Source organism: Microbulbifer maximicatervae (SeqCode), from assembly GCF_056231245.1.
In genome coordinates this window covers 540,311-557,357 of record NZ_CP174334.1, presented here as the reverse complement: position 1 = coordinate 557,357, position 17,047 = coordinate 540,311, and the positions used below count along the sequence as shown (strand labels likewise).

The 17,047-nt window shown below is 47.9% G+C and carries 16 protein-coding genes; 7 read left to right on the top strand and 9 right to left on the bottom strand.

From position 1 onward, the window contains the following. Positions 1-87: 87 nt before the first annotated feature. On the top strand, positions 88-2,361 hold the full coding sequence (gene katG / locus ACJJIS_RS02410) for a catalase/peroxidase HPI (protein WP_475709391.1): 2,274 nt from the start codon (positions 88-90) through the stop codon (positions 2,359-2,361). Between the two features lie 71 nt (positions 2,362-2,432). Here the strand turns inward: katG and ACJJIS_RS02405 are convergent, their stop codons facing one another. Beyond that, entirely contained in the window at positions 2,433-4,640 is a 2,208-nt protein-coding gene (locus ACJJIS_RS02405; protein WP_475709390.1) for a S9 family peptidase, read from the bottom strand. 412 nt (positions 4,641-5,052) lie between these two features. Here ACJJIS_RS02405 and ACJJIS_RS02400 point away from each other — a divergent pair, with 412 nt between their 5' ends. Next, positions 5,053-5,475: a hypothetical protein gene (locus ACJJIS_RS02400; protein ID WP_475709389.1), complete on the top strand. Its 423-nt coding sequence runs from the start codon at positions 5,053-5,055 to the stop codon at positions 5,473-5,475. A gap of 128 nt (positions 5,476-5,603) precedes the next feature. Here the strand turns inward: ACJJIS_RS02400 and fghA are convergent, their stop codons facing one another. From fghA to ACJJIS_RS02385, 3 genes are all read right to left on the bottom strand, one after another. Continuing rightward, the gene (gene fghA / locus ACJJIS_RS02395) at positions 5,604-6,461 is read right to left on the bottom strand and encodes an S-formylglutathione hydrolase (RefSeq protein WP_444896078.1); all 858 of its coding nucleotides are present in this window, start codon (positions 6,459-6,461) and stop codon (positions 5,604-5,606) included. 14 nt (positions 6,462-6,475) lie between these two features. Next, the gene (locus tag ACJJIS_RS02390) at positions 6,476-7,609 is read right to left on the bottom strand and encodes an S-(hydroxymethyl)glutathione dehydrogenase/class III alcohol dehydrogenase (protein WP_413663342.1); all 1,134 of its coding nucleotides are present in this window, start codon (positions 7,607-7,609) and stop codon (positions 6,476-6,478) included. Between the two features lie 174 nt (positions 7,610-7,783). After that, positions 7,784-8,797, bottom strand: coding sequence for an AraC family transcriptional regulator (locus tag ACJJIS_RS02385; protein ID WP_413663343.1), 1,014 nt, complete (start codon positions 8,795-8,797; stop codon positions 7,784-7,786). 233 nt (positions 8,798-9,030) lie between these two features. Here ACJJIS_RS02385 and ACJJIS_RS02380 point away from each other — a divergent pair, with 233 nt between their 5' ends. Further along, on the top strand, positions 9,031-9,273 hold the full coding sequence (locus tag ACJJIS_RS02380; protein WP_444911533.1) for a DUF6868 family protein: 243 nt from the start codon (positions 9,031-9,033) through the stop codon (positions 9,271-9,273). Positions 9,274-9,418: 145 nt separating this feature from the next. On the opposite strand, the gene ACJJIS_RS02375 is transcribed toward ACJJIS_RS02380, so the two are convergent. From ACJJIS_RS02375 to ACJJIS_RS02365, 3 genes are all read right to left on the bottom strand, one after another. After that, entirely contained in the window at positions 9,419-9,994 is a 576-nt protein-coding gene (locus ACJJIS_RS02375; RefSeq protein WP_282931227.1) for a PhnA domain-containing protein, read from the bottom strand. A gap of 272 nt (positions 9,995-10,266) precedes the next feature. Next, positions 10,267-10,683, bottom strand: coding sequence for a CBS domain-containing protein (locus tag ACJJIS_RS02370; protein WP_108734525.1), 417 nt, complete (start codon positions 10,681-10,683; stop codon positions 10,267-10,269). 74 nt (positions 10,684-10,757) lie between these two features. Beyond that, the gene (locus ACJJIS_RS02365; RefSeq protein WP_282931225.1) at positions 10,758-11,186 is read right to left on the bottom strand and encodes an Hsp20/alpha crystallin family protein; all 429 of its coding nucleotides are present in this window, start codon (positions 11,184-11,186) and stop codon (positions 10,758-10,760) included. Positions 11,187-11,501: 315 nt separating this feature from the next. On the opposite strand from ACJJIS_RS02365, the gene ACJJIS_RS02360 reads away from it, so the two are divergent. Beyond that, entirely contained in the window at positions 11,502-11,939 is a 438-nt protein-coding gene (locus ACJJIS_RS02360) for a host attachment protein (protein ID WP_413663346.1), read from the top strand. Between the two features lie 52 nt (positions 11,940-11,991). On the opposite strand, the gene yihG is transcribed toward ACJJIS_RS02360, so the two are convergent. Continuing rightward, complete coding sequence (yihG, locus tag ACJJIS_RS02355) at positions 11,992-12,894, bottom strand: 1-acylglycerol-3-phosphate O-acyltransferase, YihG family (protein WP_475709388.1); 903 nt, start codon at positions 12,892-12,894, stop codon at positions 11,992-11,994. 574 nt (positions 12,895-13,468) lie between these two features. Here yihG and ACJJIS_RS02350 point away from each other — a divergent pair. The 3 genes from ACJJIS_RS02350 (at position 13,469) to ACJJIS_RS02340 (ending at position 15,453) form a co-directional block, all read left to right on the top strand. Next, the gene (locus tag ACJJIS_RS02350; RefSeq protein ID WP_444907251.1) at positions 13,469-14,137 is read left to right on the top strand and encodes a hypothetical protein; all 669 of its coding nucleotides are present in this window, start codon (positions 13,469-13,471) and stop codon (positions 14,135-14,137) included. A 134-nt stretch (positions 14,138-14,271) separates the two neighbouring features. Further along, positions 14,272-14,877 (top strand): cytochrome b, encoded by a 606-nt coding sequence (locus ACJJIS_RS02345; RefSeq protein WP_475709387.1) that lies wholly within the window; start codon positions 14,272-14,274, stop codon positions 14,875-14,877. Positions 14,878-14,889: 12 nt separating this feature from the next. Further along, positions 14,890-15,453 (top strand): YceI family protein, encoded by a 564-nt coding sequence (locus ACJJIS_RS02340; RefSeq protein ID WP_108734532.1) that lies wholly within the window; start codon positions 14,890-14,892, stop codon positions 15,451-15,453. Positions 15,454-15,502: 49 nt separating this feature from the next. Here the strand turns inward: ACJJIS_RS02340 and ACJJIS_RS02335 are convergent, their stop codons facing one another. After that, the gene (locus ACJJIS_RS02335; protein WP_475709386.1) at positions 15,503-16,897 is read right to left on the bottom strand and encodes a cytosine permease; all 1,395 of its coding nucleotides are present in this window, start codon (positions 16,895-16,897) and stop codon (positions 15,503-15,505) included. Positions 16,898-17,047: the final 150 nt, after the last annotated feature.

Below are 17,047 nucleotides of genomic sequence, written 5' to 3'. Positions count from 1 at the left end.
CAGCGGTAAGGAATAGAGTCAGGTATTTCATCATCAAATAAATAATGAGCCAAAGGATGTACCAACGATCGTACGGAGATACTGTAAATGTTAATGAAATATAATCGTAGTTATGTCGCTTTATTAATCTCAATATTTATAGTCGCGCCATTTAGTGTCGCAGATACCCATGAGGAAGTCGTCACTGATCCAGTAATTCTTGAGGGTGCAGTAGAAGGACAGCCAAAGTCCAATCGGTTTTGGTGGCCTGATCAGCTGGATCTGCGTCCCCTCAGGCAGCACTCTCCAAGATCCAATCCAATGGGTGACAGCTTTGATTACGCTGCCGAATTCCAAACCCTGGATCTTAAAGCGGTAAAACAGGACATCGAAACTCAGCTCAAAACTTCACAGGACTGGTGGCCCGCAGACTACGGTCATTACGGCCCATTTATGATCCGAATGGCCTGGCACAGCGCTGGCACCTACCGGATCGGTGATGGTCGTGGTGGTGCCCGTGGCGGCCAACAGCGTTTCGATCCCCTCAACAGCTGGCCTGATAATGCCAACCTGGATAAAGCCCGCCGTCTACTCTGGCCCATCAAACAAAAATATGGGCGCAAATTGTCCTGGGCTGATCTTATGGTGCTAACCGGCAATGTAGCCCTGGAGTCCATGGGATTCCCCACTTACGGATTTGCCGGGGGGCGACAGGATGACTGGGAGCCCGACCTGGTTTATTGGGGGCCCGAAACCAAGATGCTCGCAGATGAGCGTTACACCGGCAACCGAGAGTTGGACAAGCCCCTGGGCGCTGTGCAAATGGGGCTTATTTATGTCAACCCGGAGGGCCCCAATGGCAATCCCGATCCGGTGGCTGCCGCCACAGATATCCGCGAAACCTTTGCCCGCATGGCGATGAATGACGAAGAGACAGTAGCCTTGATTGCTGGAGGGCATACTTTTGGTAAGGCTCACGGTGCAGTGAAAGCTGATTGCCTCGGCCCAGAGCCCGCCGCCGCCCCAATTGAGCAACAGGGGCTTGGCTGGAAAAATAAGTGTGGGAAAGGTAATGCCGACGACACAATGACATCCGGCCTGGAAGGGGCCTGGTCTGCCGCCCCGATCAATTGGAGCCAGCAGTATCTGGACAACCTTTTTAAATTCAATTGGGTCAAAACAAAAAGTCCAGCTGGTGCCGTTCAGTGGATACCCGATGATCAGAGCGCGGCAAATCTGGTGCCCGATGCATTCGACAAGAACAAGCGCCATGCCCCCATCATGTTTACCACGGATTTATCCCTTAAGTTCGATCCCAGCTACAAAGAAATTGCCAAGCGGTTTCAGGAAAATCCGGAAGAATTTCAACGCGCCTTTGCCAAAGCCTGGTTCAAGCTGACTCATCGGGATATGGGCCCTCGCGCGCGCTATTTGGGAGCGGAGGTGCCCGAAGAAGATTTAATTTGGCAAGACCCTATCCCCAAAGTTGATCACTCTCTGATTGACAGCCGGGATATAAATTCTCTCAAAGCAAAAATACTGGCGGCAGGCATTAGCGTTCCCGATCTGGTGAGGACTGCCTGGGCCTCTGCTTCTACCTTCCGTGGTTCAGATTTTCGCGGTGGCGCCAATGGTGGCCGTCTTCGCCTGGAACCCCAAAAGGACTGGTCGGTAAACGATCCCACTGAACTATCACAAGTCCTGGCATCGCTGGAAAAAGTCCAGCAGGAATTTAACAGCTCCCAATCCGGGGGCAAAAAAATCTCAATGGCAGATATCATTGTACTTGGGGGCGCAGCAGCCATTGAAAAAGCTGCAGAGCAGGGCGGGCATAAAATTCAGGTCCCCTTCAAGCCTGGACGCACCGATGCTTCCCAGGAACAAACAGATGTTAATTCTTTTGCGGTACTACAACCTCTGGCCGATGGCTTCCGCAACTACTTTGGCGATGGTTATGGGAGAACCCCTACAGAGTTATTAGTTGATAAAGCCAGCCTGTTAACCCTGAGTGTGCCTGAAATGACTGTTCTGGTTGGTGGAATGCGCGCACTTAATGCAAATACCGACTCCTCACAGAATGGTGTACTTACTCAGCGCCCCGGCACACTGACGAATGATTTCTTTGTGAACCTGCTCGATATGTCTACTGTCTGGTCCAAGTCGGCAAAATCAGAGGGTATCTATGAAGGAAAAGATCGCAAAAGTGGCCAGGCAAAGTGGACAGCCACACCTGTAGATCTGATTTTTGGTTCAAACTCTGAATTAAGGGCAGTCGCAGAGGTTTATGCTTCCAGTGATGGCGCTGACAAGTTTGTAAATGATTTTGTGCAGGCCTGGACCAAGGTAATGAATTTGGATCGGGTTGATCAGCCTCAGTCTTAAGAATCATATACCTCAATAAAGAAAAAACCGAGGCTAGCCTCGGTTTTTTCTTCTGGGAGATTATTTAAGTTTTAATCCTGCCCCTTTAAATGCCGATCAAAAAATCGCTTGATCATGCTGTATTGGTGGATGCGAGTCTGCTTACCGCGCAAGCTATGCTTCTTGCCTGGATAAGTCATCAGCTCAAATTGTTGGCCGTTGTCCTGCATCTGTTTTATGAGTTTAGTGGTATTGGTAAACAACACATTGTCATCCGCCATGCCATGATAAATCAGCAGATCACCTTGTAAGCCCTTCGCATAGGGAAACACAGAAGATGCCTCATAGGCATCCATATCCTTGGTTGGATTGCCCATATAACGCTCAGTGTAATGGGTATCATACAGCGTCCAGTCCGTAACCGGCGCACCCGATACCCCCGCCTTAAAGTAGTCTCCGGCTTTGAACATACTCATCAGTGCCATGTAACCACCGTAGCTGTGACCGAAGATACCTACTTTATTTTTATCAACGTAAGGCAAGGTACGCAGGAATTCAACGCCGGTAATTTGATCTTCCACTTCAGGAGATCCCATATTCTTAAAGATAGGATTCTCAAAAGTGGTACCGCGGTTTGCTGAACCACGATTATCTAGGGAAAAAACAATATAACCCTGTTGGGCCATATACTGGTTGAATAGCTTATCCCAGCTATTGGTAACCACCTGAGCGTGTGGACCACCATAGACAAACACCATTACCGGGTAACTTTTCTTCGCATCAAAATTAGCAGGTTTGTACAAGCGGTAGAAAAGCTCCTGGCCATGGGGCGCCTCAATACTGCCAAATTCCGGAGTGATCCATTGATCTTTATAAGGATAGAGAGGGTGAACACGATTTACAGCGTTCTGCTCAAGCCAGGTGATTCTGGCCCCTGAGCTGCTGTGCAGGCTCACTTGAGGCGGCGTGGTAACGCTGGAAAATTTATCAATATATCCAGAGGCATCCTCAGAAAATTCGATAGAGTGCATACCACTACGCTGTGAAATTCTCTTAATGTCGCTCTCCCCTTGCAGGGAGACTGCATAGAGATGCCTCTCGATTGGAGTATCTTTTCGTGCGGTAAAATACAGACGGTTAGCCTGCTCATCAACAGCCTCTAACTCGTCAACCACCCAATCTCCCTTAGTCAATTGTGCCTGTAATCTGCCGCCAAAATCATATTTATACAGGTGTTTGAAGCCATCCCTCTCCGATGACCAAATAAAAGCATCGCTATCTTCCAAAAAGTGGAGATCATGGCTCAGGTTAACCCAGGTATTGCTGGACTCGGTAAGGAGCGTTCGGGTTTTTCCCGTATTGAGATTGTAAGCACGAAGCTCTAACTTTTGCTGGTCTCGAGATTGCCACTGGAAAGTTAGCAGGTGATCACGGGCCCATTTTACTCGGGGAATATAAATATCCTGATTATCTCCCAGGTTGACCCAACGGATATCCCCCGAATCAATATCTATAAGGCCAAGTCGGATTTTTGCGTTCGCACGCCCAGCAGCGGGGTAACGTTGCTGTATCATTTCGATACGATCCGCATAGATTTCGCTACGGGTTACCTGATCAACTGGCGACTCATCAACTTGCAGGAAAGCAATATGCCGATCATCAGGAGACCACCAATAACCGGTCATCCGGTCCATTTCCTCCTGGGCAACAAACTCAGCCATTCCATTTTTAATATGATCTTTGCCGTCGCTGGTTAGCTGCTTTTCCCTACCGGTTTTCAGATCGACAATATAGATATTTTGGTCGCGAATAAACGAAACAAAGTGCCCCTCGGGAGAAACCTTTACATCGGTTTCAAAGGTTTCCGTTTCAGTCAGTCGACGCGAAGAACGGTCCTTGAGATCGTAATAGTAAATATCGCCGGCCAAAGGGAACAACAGAGACCGACCATCCTCTGACCAGCTGTACTCCATTATTCCACTACCATAAATTCGCTGGCGCTCCCGTCTTGCCTTTTCCTCATCCGAAAGAGTTTCACTACCGCTGTGCAGACTATCGGAATTGACCAAAATTCGGGACTGACCGTCTTTCAGGTTGTACTCCCAAAGATCGTAACGGTTGTAATCTTCAACTCTACCTTTGAGGAAAGTTACGCGCTGCCCATCAGGTGAATATTCCAGCGCTCGGGGAGCGGTACCACTCAGAGCCGGGTCGGAGAATAACCGTTCAATGCTGAGTGACTCTGCAGAACATATTCCTGCAAAAGTACATCCAAGTAATGCAAGCAGTGCTTGTTTCATAGGAAAACTCTTTATATTAAGTATTGTTGGCAATTCACGTACCACCTTGCTAGCAGGGGTATTATTTAGAAAATTCTGATTAATTCCATGTTATCTCCGGCATCCTTAGGAGCCGGCCTAAATGGCATCCAGGTAAGCCATAGCTTCTCTTTGGGACTTGTTCTGATCACCAGAAGTATCTCAAATTTATCGGAAACCCTCTAAAAAATGCAGCTATATTGTGGATAGAGCAAACCGGTGAAGGATTCTACAACGGAACCTTCCGGGACATGCAGTACCTTACAGTTTTGGGTTTGCGCACAAACAATCCTGCTGCAATAGCCCCCCTTTACAAATGTTTACTCTGCTTAACCAACATTTGTGGTTAGCTAATGTCGGACTAAAGCTTTTATCAAAATACGGGGTAACAATAATGAAGGTTCATCTCTTTGCATCTGCAGCTGTGATTTTGATCGCTGCTGGCTGTAGCTCTACACCAGAGATCCCCACCACTGAATCGTTTGTCACTGACATCACCGAACTGGGCCATCGTCGCTTTACCTACAAGGCAACCATTGGGGCCGGCCCCAAGGGCCAAGGCGGTAAGCGTGGTGGTCCGGGTGGTGGAGGTCCAGGTGGTGGTGGTCCCGGCGGCGGTGGTAAGGGTAGTGGTGGCCCAGGAGGTGGCGGTCCCGGCGGCGCCAATTCTGGAGATGTGAAGAAAGTTGCCCGGCAGAGAATGGAACTCTTGCTAGCCGAAAGTGGCTTCTGTCCCAATGGCTGGTTCCTGATCGAACAAACTTTTGACCAGAACAGAGCTGAAATTATTGGCGAGTGTCGGGCGGTTGCACGATAAGCTTACGCCTCTCACTTTGGCTCTATGTATTCTGCTCGTATTGCTTTATACATAGCAAGCGCGAAACCCTTTACCCAAACAGCCCCTCAACTGAGGGGCTAACTTCACTAGTCCGTAATTTATCCAGCCTAATATATATGTCTGCTCAACAATGAGTCTGCATGGAACCTTAAGTGCTCCTCAATAAATGAAGCGATGAAATAGTAACTGTGATCGTAACCTGCATGGTGCTCTATCCGAAGAGGATAATCACTGGCTTCAGCAGCTGTTTGCAGGGAATGTGGTCTCAACTGTTCCTCAAGAAACTCATCCTGTTCCCCCTGAGAAACCAAAATCGGAGTTTTCTCTACAGCGCGCCCCATTAGCACTGTTGCGTCATATGGTTCCCAGCTCTTGGGATCAGCTCCCAAGTAAGTTCCCAGCGCCTTTTCTCCCCAAGGACAAGCAATAGGATTGCAAATTGGACTAAAAGCAGAAATTGATTGATATCGCTTGGGGTTTCGCAGGCCGATTACCAGGGCACCATGGCCGCCCATGGAGTGCCCGCAAATCCCGCGTCGACCATTGGTGGGGAAATGAAGTTCTACAAGGCTTGGAAGTTCATCCACGACATAGTCATACATTTGATAATGCTGTTTCCAGGGTTCTTGGGTCGCGTTCACATAAAAACCAGCCCCCTGCCCCAGATCATAACCCGGGTCATCCGCCACATCGTCTCCTCTGGGGCTGGTATCGGGTATCACTAAGATAATCCCTAACTCTGCAGCGACTCTCTGAGCACCAGCCTTTTGACTGAAGTTTTCATCCGTGCACGTCAAGCCCGAAAGCCAATAAACAACAGGATATTTCCTCTGTGTATTCCCCTCTGCATCCTGTGGTAAAAAAATGGAGAAGACCATAGAACAGTTGAGCGTGCTGGATTTATGTCGGTAACGCTGCTGAAAACCGTCAAAAGATTTAGTACTGCTAACCAATTCAATCGACATTTTAAGTGGTCCTATCAAGCCTGCTGGAAATGAATAACACTGCGAATACTTTTACCTTCATGCATTAAATCGAAGGCATCATTTATTTGCTCAAGGGGCATTGAGTGAGTAATAAAGTCATTCAATTTAAATTCTCCAGCCAGGTAACGCTCTACGAAAGAAGGCAATTCAGAGCGCCCCTTTACACCGCCGAATGCTGATCCCTTCCAAACCCGCCCTGTAACCAACTGGAATGGGCGGGTACTGATTTCCTGTCCGGCACCTGCCACTCCAATAATAATGGATTCCCCCCATCCTTTGTGGCAAGACTCCAAGGCAGCTCTCATCAGGTTAACATTGCCCACACACTCAAAAGAATAATCCACTCCGCCATCGGTAAGCTCTACGATAACCTCTTGAATAGGCTTATCGTAAGCCTTGGGGTTAATACACTCAGTGGCTCCCAACTTCTTCGCCAGCGCAAATTTGTCCTCATTAATATCGACACCAATAATTCGTGAGGCGCCAGCCATCTTGGCTCCGATCACTGCGGATAAACCAATTCCGCCCAAACCAAAAATTGCCACACAGGAGCCCGGCTCAACCTTGGCGGTATTGGTAACGGCTCCCATTCCCGTAGTAACACCACAACCCAGCAGACAAACCTCATTTGAGGGGGCTTCGGGATTAATTTTGGCCACAGATATCTCAGGAAGGACTGTGTACTCAGAAAAAGTAGAGCATCCCATATAATGGAAAATGGGTTTCCCATTCACCGAAAAGCGTGTCGAACCATCAGGCATTAACCCCTTGCCCTGGGTGCCCCTGATTTTTTGGCACAAATTGGTCTTTCCAGAGAGACAAAACTTACATTCGCCACATTCAGGGGTATACAAAGGAATTACATGATCCCCGACAGAGACACTGGTCACCCCCTCACCAACGGATTCAACAACACCCGCACCTTCGTGACCGAGGATTGCCGGGAATACCCCTTCAGGATCATCTCCTGACAAAGTGAACGCATCTGTGTGACAAACGCCGGTGGCGTGTAATTTCACGCGAACTTCACCCCGTTGGGGAGGCATAACATCGACATCCTCAATAACCAAACGCTCCCCAGGCCCCCAAGCTACAGCTGCTTTACAACGGATTGTCTCTGCACTCATTTTCAATTCTGCCTTTCATCATTCGTTCCAGTGGCGCCCAGCATAGTCCCCTAAGATTATTGGTGCAAAGCCAAGCGCCGCTGCTGAAGTAAAATCAGGAAAAATCTAAAAGCTCACCCTTATAGTAATAATTGGTAGCGCCGAACAATTATTCAAAATAATTCCTTTAATTGATTAACAATTAATAGCTTGTCGCTTCCTCCACTGCAGTGGGGAGCTTCCATGAATGGCTCGAAATGCTTTTGAGAAAGCACTGATATCGGTGTAGCCCAAACTTGCTGATAGTAATCCCACATCAATACTTGAGGCCCGTAGATGCCAGCGAGCAGTCTTCATTCGCGCCCCCTGTACCAACTGCTTAAAGGAGGTTCCCGCTTCATTTAAACGGCGCTGAAGCGTTCTCATTGGCATACCGAGTAAGCGAGAAATTTGCTCCAGGGAGTGCTGCTGGGCCCCGAGAGTTTGAAGGATTAAGACTTGAACCTGTCGGCTGATATCACCCTTGTGCTCTGCCAATAAGCACTTGGAAAACTCCTCAAAATATCTCATAAGACCGCTGCTGGGTTTAGCGAGGGGATAGTTCATCAATGATCCATCAAAAACCAAGCGATCTCGATCTTGCTCAAAACTAGCCTCAATGCCAAAAAAATTTTGGTAACTACTCAGCGGAGATTGGGGCTTATGCCGAAATGAAACAGAGCGGGGAGATACTTTAGAGCCAACCATCTCCTGTATCAGGCGATAGGCAGCGCCTACTGAAAGTTCAGTATACTGTTGCGCGGGAATTGCGTCGGGGAAGTGATTAACTCTCTCTGCAATCAAGCAGTCATCGGTTTGGTAAATTTTCCAGTGGTCCGCCTGGTTGTGTAACACCATATACCGATGAGTTACTGTCAAAGCACTGGATAGATTCTCACTTTCCAGTATCAGCTTACCAAGGACGCCCAGCATACGTAGCCCTTGCTTCCCCGCCAATCGCAAGCCAAAGTCACTACAGGACAAGTCCCGTGAACACAAATTAAGGAGGTCCACCAGCGTTGCAATGGGGATCAAGATATTTGGACGACGTGTACAATCCGCAGGAAGCCCCACTTGCGCTAAAAAATCTGATGACTGACCACCGAGCTGTGGCACCAATAGATTAAACCCAGCCAGCGCACCACTGCGAATTTCATAGATAGGCTTCATGTTTTATAGCTACCATATTGCCAACCTCTCATTTGCACTATCACACAGTGTCTAGGAATAATGAGCATCGGACAATAGCTATATCATATAACATAGCTCTTCAACTAACTGGGACTACCCCTATCCACAAACGCAACTTATTTGAAGGCTAGTGCCTGACTATTGTGGCACTTTCCACTATCTACTCATAAAACTATCGGTTTATACGAGAAAGAACTGCAAGGAAATTTCACATGGAAACTGAAAATCTAACACTATTTTTAGGCTGGGCTTCGATTATAAACATATTGATACTACTGCTATCAACTATTGGACTTGTCTGCCTGAGGAAGTCGATCACCAGGATTCACGCACGAATATTTGAGCTTAATGAACAAGATTTAGGCCGTGCATATTTTCAATATCTAGCACAATACAAAATTGCTATTATCGTCTTCAATATTACACCGTATTTTGCTCTAAAAATTATCAGTTAATTGATAAAAGCGGAAATATTTTGCAAAAAAATAAGAAAGGTAAACTATACCTTTCTTATTTTCATAATTAAGACGGACAGGGGAGTATTTCGGGTCCGCCGGCAGATACCCTTTTCAGAAAATGAAGTTATTTCTGAAATATTTATCAGCCACTCTTTTTCACAAACTTTGTCAGAATAACAATTCTCTGACCCTCGACCCGTCCTTCGATATGCTCAGGATTATCGCTTAAGCTGATACCGCGAACTGCCGTTCCCCGTTTTGCAACCAAACTGCTTCCTTTTACATCCAAGTCTTTGATAATAACTACATTATCTCCAGCTTGTAACTGGGCACCATTACTATCCCGATGAATCACCAACTCACCAGCCTCTGGTATTGCCCCGGCCTCTGCCCAGGCCAGCAAATCGCCATCCAAATACAACATGTCAAACAAGTCTTGGGCCCAGGTCTCGCCAGATAAGCGCTTTAGAATACGCCATGCCAACACTTGAATTGCCGGCTCGGTACTCCACATAGACTCCGACAGACACTGCCAGTGCGCACTTTCCAGCTGTGCAGGATTTTCCAGCTGGTCCCTACAGGTTTGACACAATAATACTGCCGCATCTGGATAGCCCTCTGACTGGGGTACGTCATAAACCGCCAAGCCATTTTCTGCTTTACAGAGCTCGCACTGATTTCCACTGCGTTGTGCCAACTGCTCCTGAGTCACAGCCATAAGTAACCTCAAAAAAAGTAGGGATTATACGACTGATTCTTCCTTCACGCCTCCCAAATAATCACATTTAACGGACATCGGGGTCGACCGTGAACATGATCAAGCTCAGACAGGAAGTAAATAAGACTATCAACAGCCCAGTAGTAGATGGAGCCATTAGGTTGCCGAGGGATTCATAAGCTTCAGACAAGACACTCTAGAGCACTAAAACTTCCAACAGCCGCCAATATAGATTGACGACTGTAAAGAGCATTATGCGTTAAGTACCACACTCAGTGGTGCGAGGAGACCGCTGCTGCGAACTGCCCACCCTGCTTGCTGGCGATGGCACTGGTAATATCCCCTAAACTGAGAATACCGACCATACGCTTTTCACTATTGAGTACCGGCATTCGTCGTAACAACTGTTGCTCCATTTTGTGGACAGCAGACAGCAGATCATCCTCTTCCCAGCACCATTCAATCCCCTCTGTCATAACATCTCGGGCGGACAGCGAGCTGAGATTACCCCCCTGAACCACACCGCGACATACAATATCTCTATCAGTCACTATTCCTACAAGCCTGTCATTTTCTCCGATCGGCACTGCACCAATATCTTCATCTCGTAAAATTTTTGCCAACTCCTGTAATGGAGTATCCGGGGTGCACCAGGTAGCCCCCTCATGCATTGCGTGTTTAACTTTCATAGGTACCTCAAAGCTCTTTAGACAAATGCCAAAGAGAGTGACGGGTAAAACCCATCACCCTTAACCCCTATAGATCAGTGCACTTCAATCCGCTTTCTTTGCGGGGGATGCCCCTCATGTTTTGGTACCGTGAGCGTGAGAATCCCATCTTTGAAATTTGCATCAATCTCACTTTCGCGAACATCTTCACCAAGATTGAAACTGCGCAAGAACTTGCCGTAACGCCGCTCCTGACGAAGCACGCGGCCATCCTTCTTCTCCTTAACCTCGCGGTGCACCTCAGCTTCAAGGGTCAAAACCCCATTTTCTAGGGTTACACTGATATCGTCCTTACCCACTCCCGGCAGCTCAGCGCTAATTTCATACATATTCTTGCGCTCACTCACATCGATACGCGGAGAAAAAAACCCCTCGCGTTCAGAGCCGATTGCACGGGTCGGTGAGAGCATTTGTTCAAACATATTATCAAGGTCCAATAGGGACCCTCTGGGGATCAGACTCATATCTACAACCTCTTTTTACGCTAAGCCGCAAAAGGCGCCAGAAAACTCAAGAGTCCGTCTTGCGCCTGTTACATCTTGAGTACAGTCTAGGAAATACTGCGACAAACGAAGGGATTAAGTGCCGATAAAAGCCATTACAAATTGAATATGAGAGCTGTCGTATATTTCTTTTGTACATATAAATATTAAAAACTTCCTTTCCAATTGCACCTAAAGAGAATTTCCACCTCCATATCCATCAATAAGCAACCAGGGCTCGTGGCCAATATGGCTATTTACTAGGATTAAATAAGGCAGTTAAACGAGGATATGTTCATGGCCTTAGCATGGGTCCTTGTGGCTAACCAGTCCCAAGCGCGAATTTTTGAAGCCAACAAACGCGCGGGAAATCTCAATGAAATCCAGGCACTTCTCCATCCAGAATCGCGGCTCTCTGGCAGAGACCAAGAGAGTGATGCACCCGGACGCACTTTCGACAGCTATGGTCAAGGAAGGCACTCAGTAGGTAATTCTGCAGGATTACATCGCCGTGAAGGCGAGAATTTTGCCAGAGAAATTGCACATACCCTGGAGAGGGGAAGACAGGAGGGCCAGTACGAAAAACTGTATATTGTTGCAGAACCCTACATGGTTGGCAGCTTGAGGGATGCCTTGAAAACTCCAACCCGCGCAACAATAGCGGGAGAAACAGGAAAAAATCTGGTGGCTTGTGAACCCGAGGAGATCCGGGCTCAACTTCCTATTTGGCTATAGTGACGTTCGGCCAGTAGAGAGGGTCACGAGTGAACCTCTCTACGGACCCCGCTCAAGCCCTGCTTTCCATTAAAAGCTTATCAATCAGGGCATCCTTTTCAGTCCATAACTCATTTACCCACTGATTAAACTCCACCCGAAACTCCTGATCGGTTGCGTAGTCTCTCTCAAAAAACCGGCTCGGCAACTGGACTTTCTCAATGCGAACAATCACTTTCTTTAACTTACCGGAAAGGAAATCTTTAAAGGTAGGTATACCATCCGGGTAAACAATAGTGACATTCAGTAGCTGGTTCAGCTGCTCACCCATACAGTGCATTGCAAAGGCAATCCCTCCGGACTTGGGCTTTAGAAGGTGTTTGAAGGGCGATTGCTGTCTTTGATGCTTCTCTTTACTAAACCTTGTTCCTTCAAGAAAGTTCATAATACTGGTGGGTATTAGCTTAAATTTTTCGCAAGATTTTTTCGTCGCTTCAAGATCCTTACCGCGCATCTCCGGATGTTTTTTCAAAAACTCTTTGCTGTAACGCTTCATAAATGGAAAGTCGAGTGCCCACCAGCACATTCCAATCACAGGAACTTTGATCAACTCTTGCTTCACAAAAAATTTCAGGAATGGAATTCTTCGATTAAAAATCGACTGCATCATAAAGATATCAACCCAGCTTTGATGGTTCGCTGTGACCAGATACCATCCATGTTTATCGAGATGCTCTATCCCCTGTACATCCACCTGGGTTCTTTGGGTCAGCTTCATCCATCCTTTATTTAGGGTTATCCACATTTCTGCCCAAGAAATAAAAAAACCCATGAAAATTTTTTGCAGAAAGGCAAAAGGGAGAATAAATCTAAAAACTGAAAACAAGAGTATGGGGGCTGCACAAACCAATGTGCTAACGGCCAGCAACACCGAAGATATGACCAACAGCAAAAACGAAGGGAGAAAGTTAAACATCTAAAGGCTCTTTTAATTTTCCGGGCTTACAGGTCAGGCTGTTACGCCATATTCACAGGTTACCCGTTTCTTTTTTAATATCTTGAAATCCACTTATCACAAACTAAGCGGACTCTGCTCTCATCAGTGTATTTACATAATCCGGGCTACAGGCTGCCTATCGCAATCAACATGGCTGTGTATATTTATGGCTCATGGGAAACTGCTCCACTGCAATAAATTCATGCGCCGAGCGCCTAGGCTTTAGCCGCCCGCGCCAGAGGCAATATCAAACCGCAGCAACTCTGGGAGAGTAACACGCATTTCAACCCCATATTTATTGACTGAATAGTCTGAATCTATCGGCGATACATCAGCGCAAACTGCACGGATAAAACCAGTGACAGCAGCCCAGTGAGCGGCCTCATTTTTTCAGCATGCCCTGGATATGAAAAGGCGCCATTGTACCCTTTCTATAATCATGGATTAGCAACTTTTATCTTCCCACGCCGCAAAGGCACGATAGTGACTGGAGCAGCGTTGCACCCTGCTAAACTTGAGGCTCCAGGTCGTAGAATTGCGCCGGGAGAATAGAATGGGAATTACAGGTAATAAGCAACACTTCCACCGCAAGCAATGGCTCAGCGTACAGCAGGCCGTTGACCACCTGAGTGCATTGTCTGAAGAGCCACTAACCAGTGCACATCTTGCAGACCTGGCCGATGAGCAGCTTCTTAACCTGTACTGGTACCGTCCAGGCCAAAAACTGTCCTTGGAAGATCACAAGGGGACCCGTGAACTAGTAGAGCCTGTCAGGCTCTGTTACGAAAATCCCAGTGACTGGCACGCCATCGTGGATATTTTGCGGAATAATCCAGCGCTGCCCGCCTACGAACATGACACTCCGCTTCTGGAAGATGCCGACGGAAACCGGCTGCGAATCACCTTCGACTACCACCAGCGACCAGAACCGTTTAGCAGCCGCTGGTACCCTACCTATGCGGAGTTAGTGCTCAAGCGCAACGACTTGGAACAACTGGAACCCCACCTGTTTACTAGCCAGGCGGTTGAGACCGGGTTTGAGCGTGAGACCCTACTGAATGTTATCTGGCAGCTGGAACAACTAGCCCTTGGGGATGAAGAGCACTCCACCAGCTGGCTGGCAGACCAACTGGCACAGCGCTCTTCCGCGCTGGATCGGCTATCTTGTGAGCGCATCCTTCAGGCGGCCGAGCGCGAAAGCTCTCCGGGGCGCTCGATATAGCACGGCATTTCCTACTAATACCTTTGACTCCTTCCCCATACTCAGGAACTCCCCATTGGTGGTAGAGCCCAAAGGCTGTACCCTAGTGGCACTTAGCAAATCTAAGTGTGACGTACTACCAATAGGAGAGAGAAGTGCAGGCCAAAAACAGCTCCTCCAGCTACGGCTGGGTAGCCATCGCCCTCCACTGGATAATGGCCCCTGCGATCATAGGGACTTTTATTCTCGGTTGGTGGATGCGCCAGCTATCCTACTACGATCCCTGGTATCAACGAGCCCCTGAAATTCACAAAGGGGTGGGCATCATCCTGCTTGGGTTTCTACTCTTCAGGCTGGCTTGGCGCTTTGCCAACCCATCTCCGGCGAGCAACCCCCAAACACCCAACTGGCAGAAATTTGCCACCACCGCCACTCATGGACTGATTTACCTGTTACTACTGGCAATCATGGTTTCCGGCTATCTGATTTCTACCGCCGATGGCCGCCCTATCGATGTCTTCAGCATAGTGAGCATCCCTGCAACCTTACAAGGAATTCCCAATCAGGAAGACATTGCGGGATCTATCCACGAAATCCTTGCCTGGGGCCTGATTGGACTCGTAACAGCACATATCTTGGCAGCCCTCAAGCGTCACTTTATTGACCGTGACGGCACACTGCGCAGAATCCTTGGCATCCGTGTAAAGGGCTCTACAGACGATCACTCACACGTACAAACAACACTCTCAACCACCAAATAAGGAAAAAATGACATGAAGAAGCTCTCTGTATTTCTTATTGCAGCTCTGATGGGGACTGTAGCCCAAGCAGCGGAATACAAAATCGACACCAAAGGGGCTCACGCTTTTGTGCAGTTTCGTATCAAGCACCTTGGATACAGCTGGCTGTACGGCCGTTTCGATGACTTCAACGGCTCCTTCTTTTACGATGAAAAGCAGCCAGAAAAATCTTCTATCAATGTCGACATCGATGTAACCAGCCTCAACAGCAATCACGCTGAGCGAGACAAGCACCTGCGCAGTGATGACTTCCTCGATACCGCAAAATTCCCCACTGCTACTTTCAAGAGCACTAGCTTTGAACCTCTGGAAGACGGCAAAGCCCGTCTAAATGGCGAACTGACCCTGCGCGGTATCACTAAGCCAATCACAATTGACGTTACCAATATCGGTGGCGGTAAAGACCCTTGGGGCGGCTACCGCCAGGGCTTCAGTGGAACCACTGAGTTCGAGCTGAAAGAATTCGGTATCAAATCCCTAGGCCCAGCCTCACAGAAAGTTGAGATGATCCTGGATATTGAAGGTATCCGTATCTAACAACAAAAAAGTACACCCCCTGAGCCCGGAAATTCCTCCGGGCTCCCCCCTAACTGCGCTTCGCAACACTCCAATAAACAACGCAAGCAGCAGCTGCAGCCAATAGCCAGTCGACGCCTGCCATCAACCCTCTCGGTAAGAAAAAAGCTAGCATTGTGATGACAATACATGTCCCCAATAAAGTCAGCAGTGCTCGCGGGTTCCAGCCACAGAAATAGTAATAACGCCCATCACTTTCGCTGTAATACAACTGCCCTACATCCATCTGGCGCTTCTCTACTAAGTAGTAGTGAGACAATATGACACCATAGGCAGGCGCCAGAAAAACCCCCATCCAGTTTACGAACGCCACTAAACCGATTTGTTTGATAACAGCGGGCCACAAAGCACTAATCAGAAAGGCCAGAAACAGCGTTATCAATGCCGCCCTGCGAAACCCCAGGTACTTTGGCAGAAGATTTGAAATATCGTTAACTGGAGCCACAAAGTTCGCCACCACATTGATGCCGGCCGTTGCTGTAAAAAAAACAACCGCGGCGATCAATGACAGTTCCAGATTCCCAAGCTTCTGCACAATATCAGTGGGATTTGCCAAGTTCTGGTGGAAAACTGACTGGGCGGCGATAGTGGTGAACAGAACAATTATCGCAAAGCCAGTCATATTTATAGTGATTCCCAGCCAATTTCCCCTTCGCATAACAGACACGTTCTTACAGAAGCGAGCAAAATCTCCATAACTTAGGATTATCGGCGCATAGAGAGCCAACATAGTACCTGTGACTTTGATGAGCTGGACCAAGCCATCGCCCCAGGATGCTATAGACCGATCAAAGAAAGTAGCAACAGCAAATGAAAACTGTCTGTCACTGCGAACCACTAGCATCCACAACAGCGCTAGCATCACTCCATAGACACAGGGTGCAGCCAGGTTGATAAACCAACGGATCGTATTGATACCTTTGAAAAATAGAAGAGCTTGAAATAATGAGACAAGTACGAGGGAAGCCCAATCGATCCGGTCCATTGCCAGCCACTGCCCTCCGACAGCTTGAGGCCACCACTCTCTCAGTAATAAAGACATGGCATGGGCAGCAAACCAGGTCTGCGCACCGTACCAAAATATTGCCACGCTCCCCCGAAGCAGCGCAGGGACGTTAGCACCTCGGATCCCCATACTCGCCCTGGCCAATACGGGAAACGGTATACCGCATTTAACACTCGGTTCACCGATTAAATTTAACAAGATGATAATTAAAATTGCTGCAATAGCGATCCCAGCGAGAACCAGCCAAGCATTCGTATTGGGACCGAGGAATAGGGTTGCCGCCAGGGTATAGCCAGCGAGACTTTGTGCAGCGTTGGCCCAAAGGTTAAATATCGTCAGAGTGCCCCAGCGTTTAGCTTCGGGCTTCACCACCGCTAAATTTTCATTCTTTAGCTGCAAAGTGTCACCTAAGTGCATCTGATAAATAGCGCGCCAAAGCAGCTACTTCAAATTAGCCTTTTCAACAATGACATACAAGCCGTCAAAAGTGCCAAATTTAACAGTTAATAATATATATTCTCTTTTACAATTGAGACTTGTTTTCATTAA

What these genes read in the sequence shown, in the direction of transcription:
- katG (WP_475709391.1), top strand. Translation starts at nt 88, where the DNA reads ATGTTAATGAAATATAATCGTAGTTATGTCGCTTTATTAATCTCAATA.
- ACJJIS_RS02405 (WP_475709390.1), bottom strand. Translation starts at nt 4,640, where the DNA reads ATGAAACAAGCACTGCTTGCATTACTTGGATGTACTTTTGCAGGAATA.
- ACJJIS_RS02400 (WP_475709389.1), top strand. Translation starts at nt 5,053, where the DNA reads ATGAAGGTTCATCTCTTTGCATCTGCAGCTGTGATTTTGATCGCTGCT.
- fghA (WP_444896078.1), bottom strand. Translation starts at nt 6,461, where the DNA reads ATGTCGATTGAATTGGTTAGCAGTACTAAATCTTTTGACGGTTTTCAG.
- ACJJIS_RS02390 (WP_413663342.1), bottom strand. Translation starts at nt 7,609, where the DNA reads ATGAGTGCAGAGACAATCCGTTGTAAAGCAGCTGTAGCTTGGGGGCCT.
- ACJJIS_RS02385 (WP_413663343.1), bottom strand. Translation starts at nt 8,797, where the DNA reads ATGAAGCCTATCTATGAAATTCGCAGTGGTGCGCTGGCTGGGTTTAAT.
- ACJJIS_RS02380 (WP_444911533.1), top strand. Translation starts at nt 9,031, where the DNA reads ATGGAAACTGAAAATCTAACACTATTTTTAGGCTGGGCTTCGATTATA.
- ACJJIS_RS02375 (WP_282931227.1), bottom strand. Translation starts at nt 9,994, where the DNA reads ATGGCTGTGACTCAGGAGCAGTTGGCACAACGCAGTGGAAATCAGTGC.
- ACJJIS_RS02370 (WP_108734525.1), bottom strand. Translation starts at nt 10,683, where the DNA reads ATGAAAGTTAAACACGCAATGCATGAGGGGGCTACCTGGTGCACCCCG.
- ACJJIS_RS02365 (WP_282931225.1), bottom strand. Translation starts at nt 11,186, where the DNA reads ATGAGTCTGATCCCCAGAGGGTCCCTATTGGACCTTGATAATATGTTT.
- ACJJIS_RS02360 (WP_413663346.1), top strand. Translation starts at nt 11,502, where the DNA reads ATGGCCTTAGCATGGGTCCTTGTGGCTAACCAGTCCCAAGCGCGAATT.
- yihG (WP_475709388.1), bottom strand. Translation starts at nt 12,894, where the DNA reads ATGTTTAACTTTCTCCCTTCGTTTTTGCTGTTGGTCATATCTTCGGTG.
- ACJJIS_RS02350 (WP_444907251.1), top strand. Translation starts at nt 13,469, where the DNA reads ATGGGAATTACAGGTAATAAGCAACACTTCCACCGCAAGCAATGGCTC.
- ACJJIS_RS02340 (WP_108734532.1), top strand. Translation starts at nt 14,890, where the DNA reads ATGAAGAAGCTCTCTGTATTTCTTATTGCAGCTCTGATGGGGACTGTA.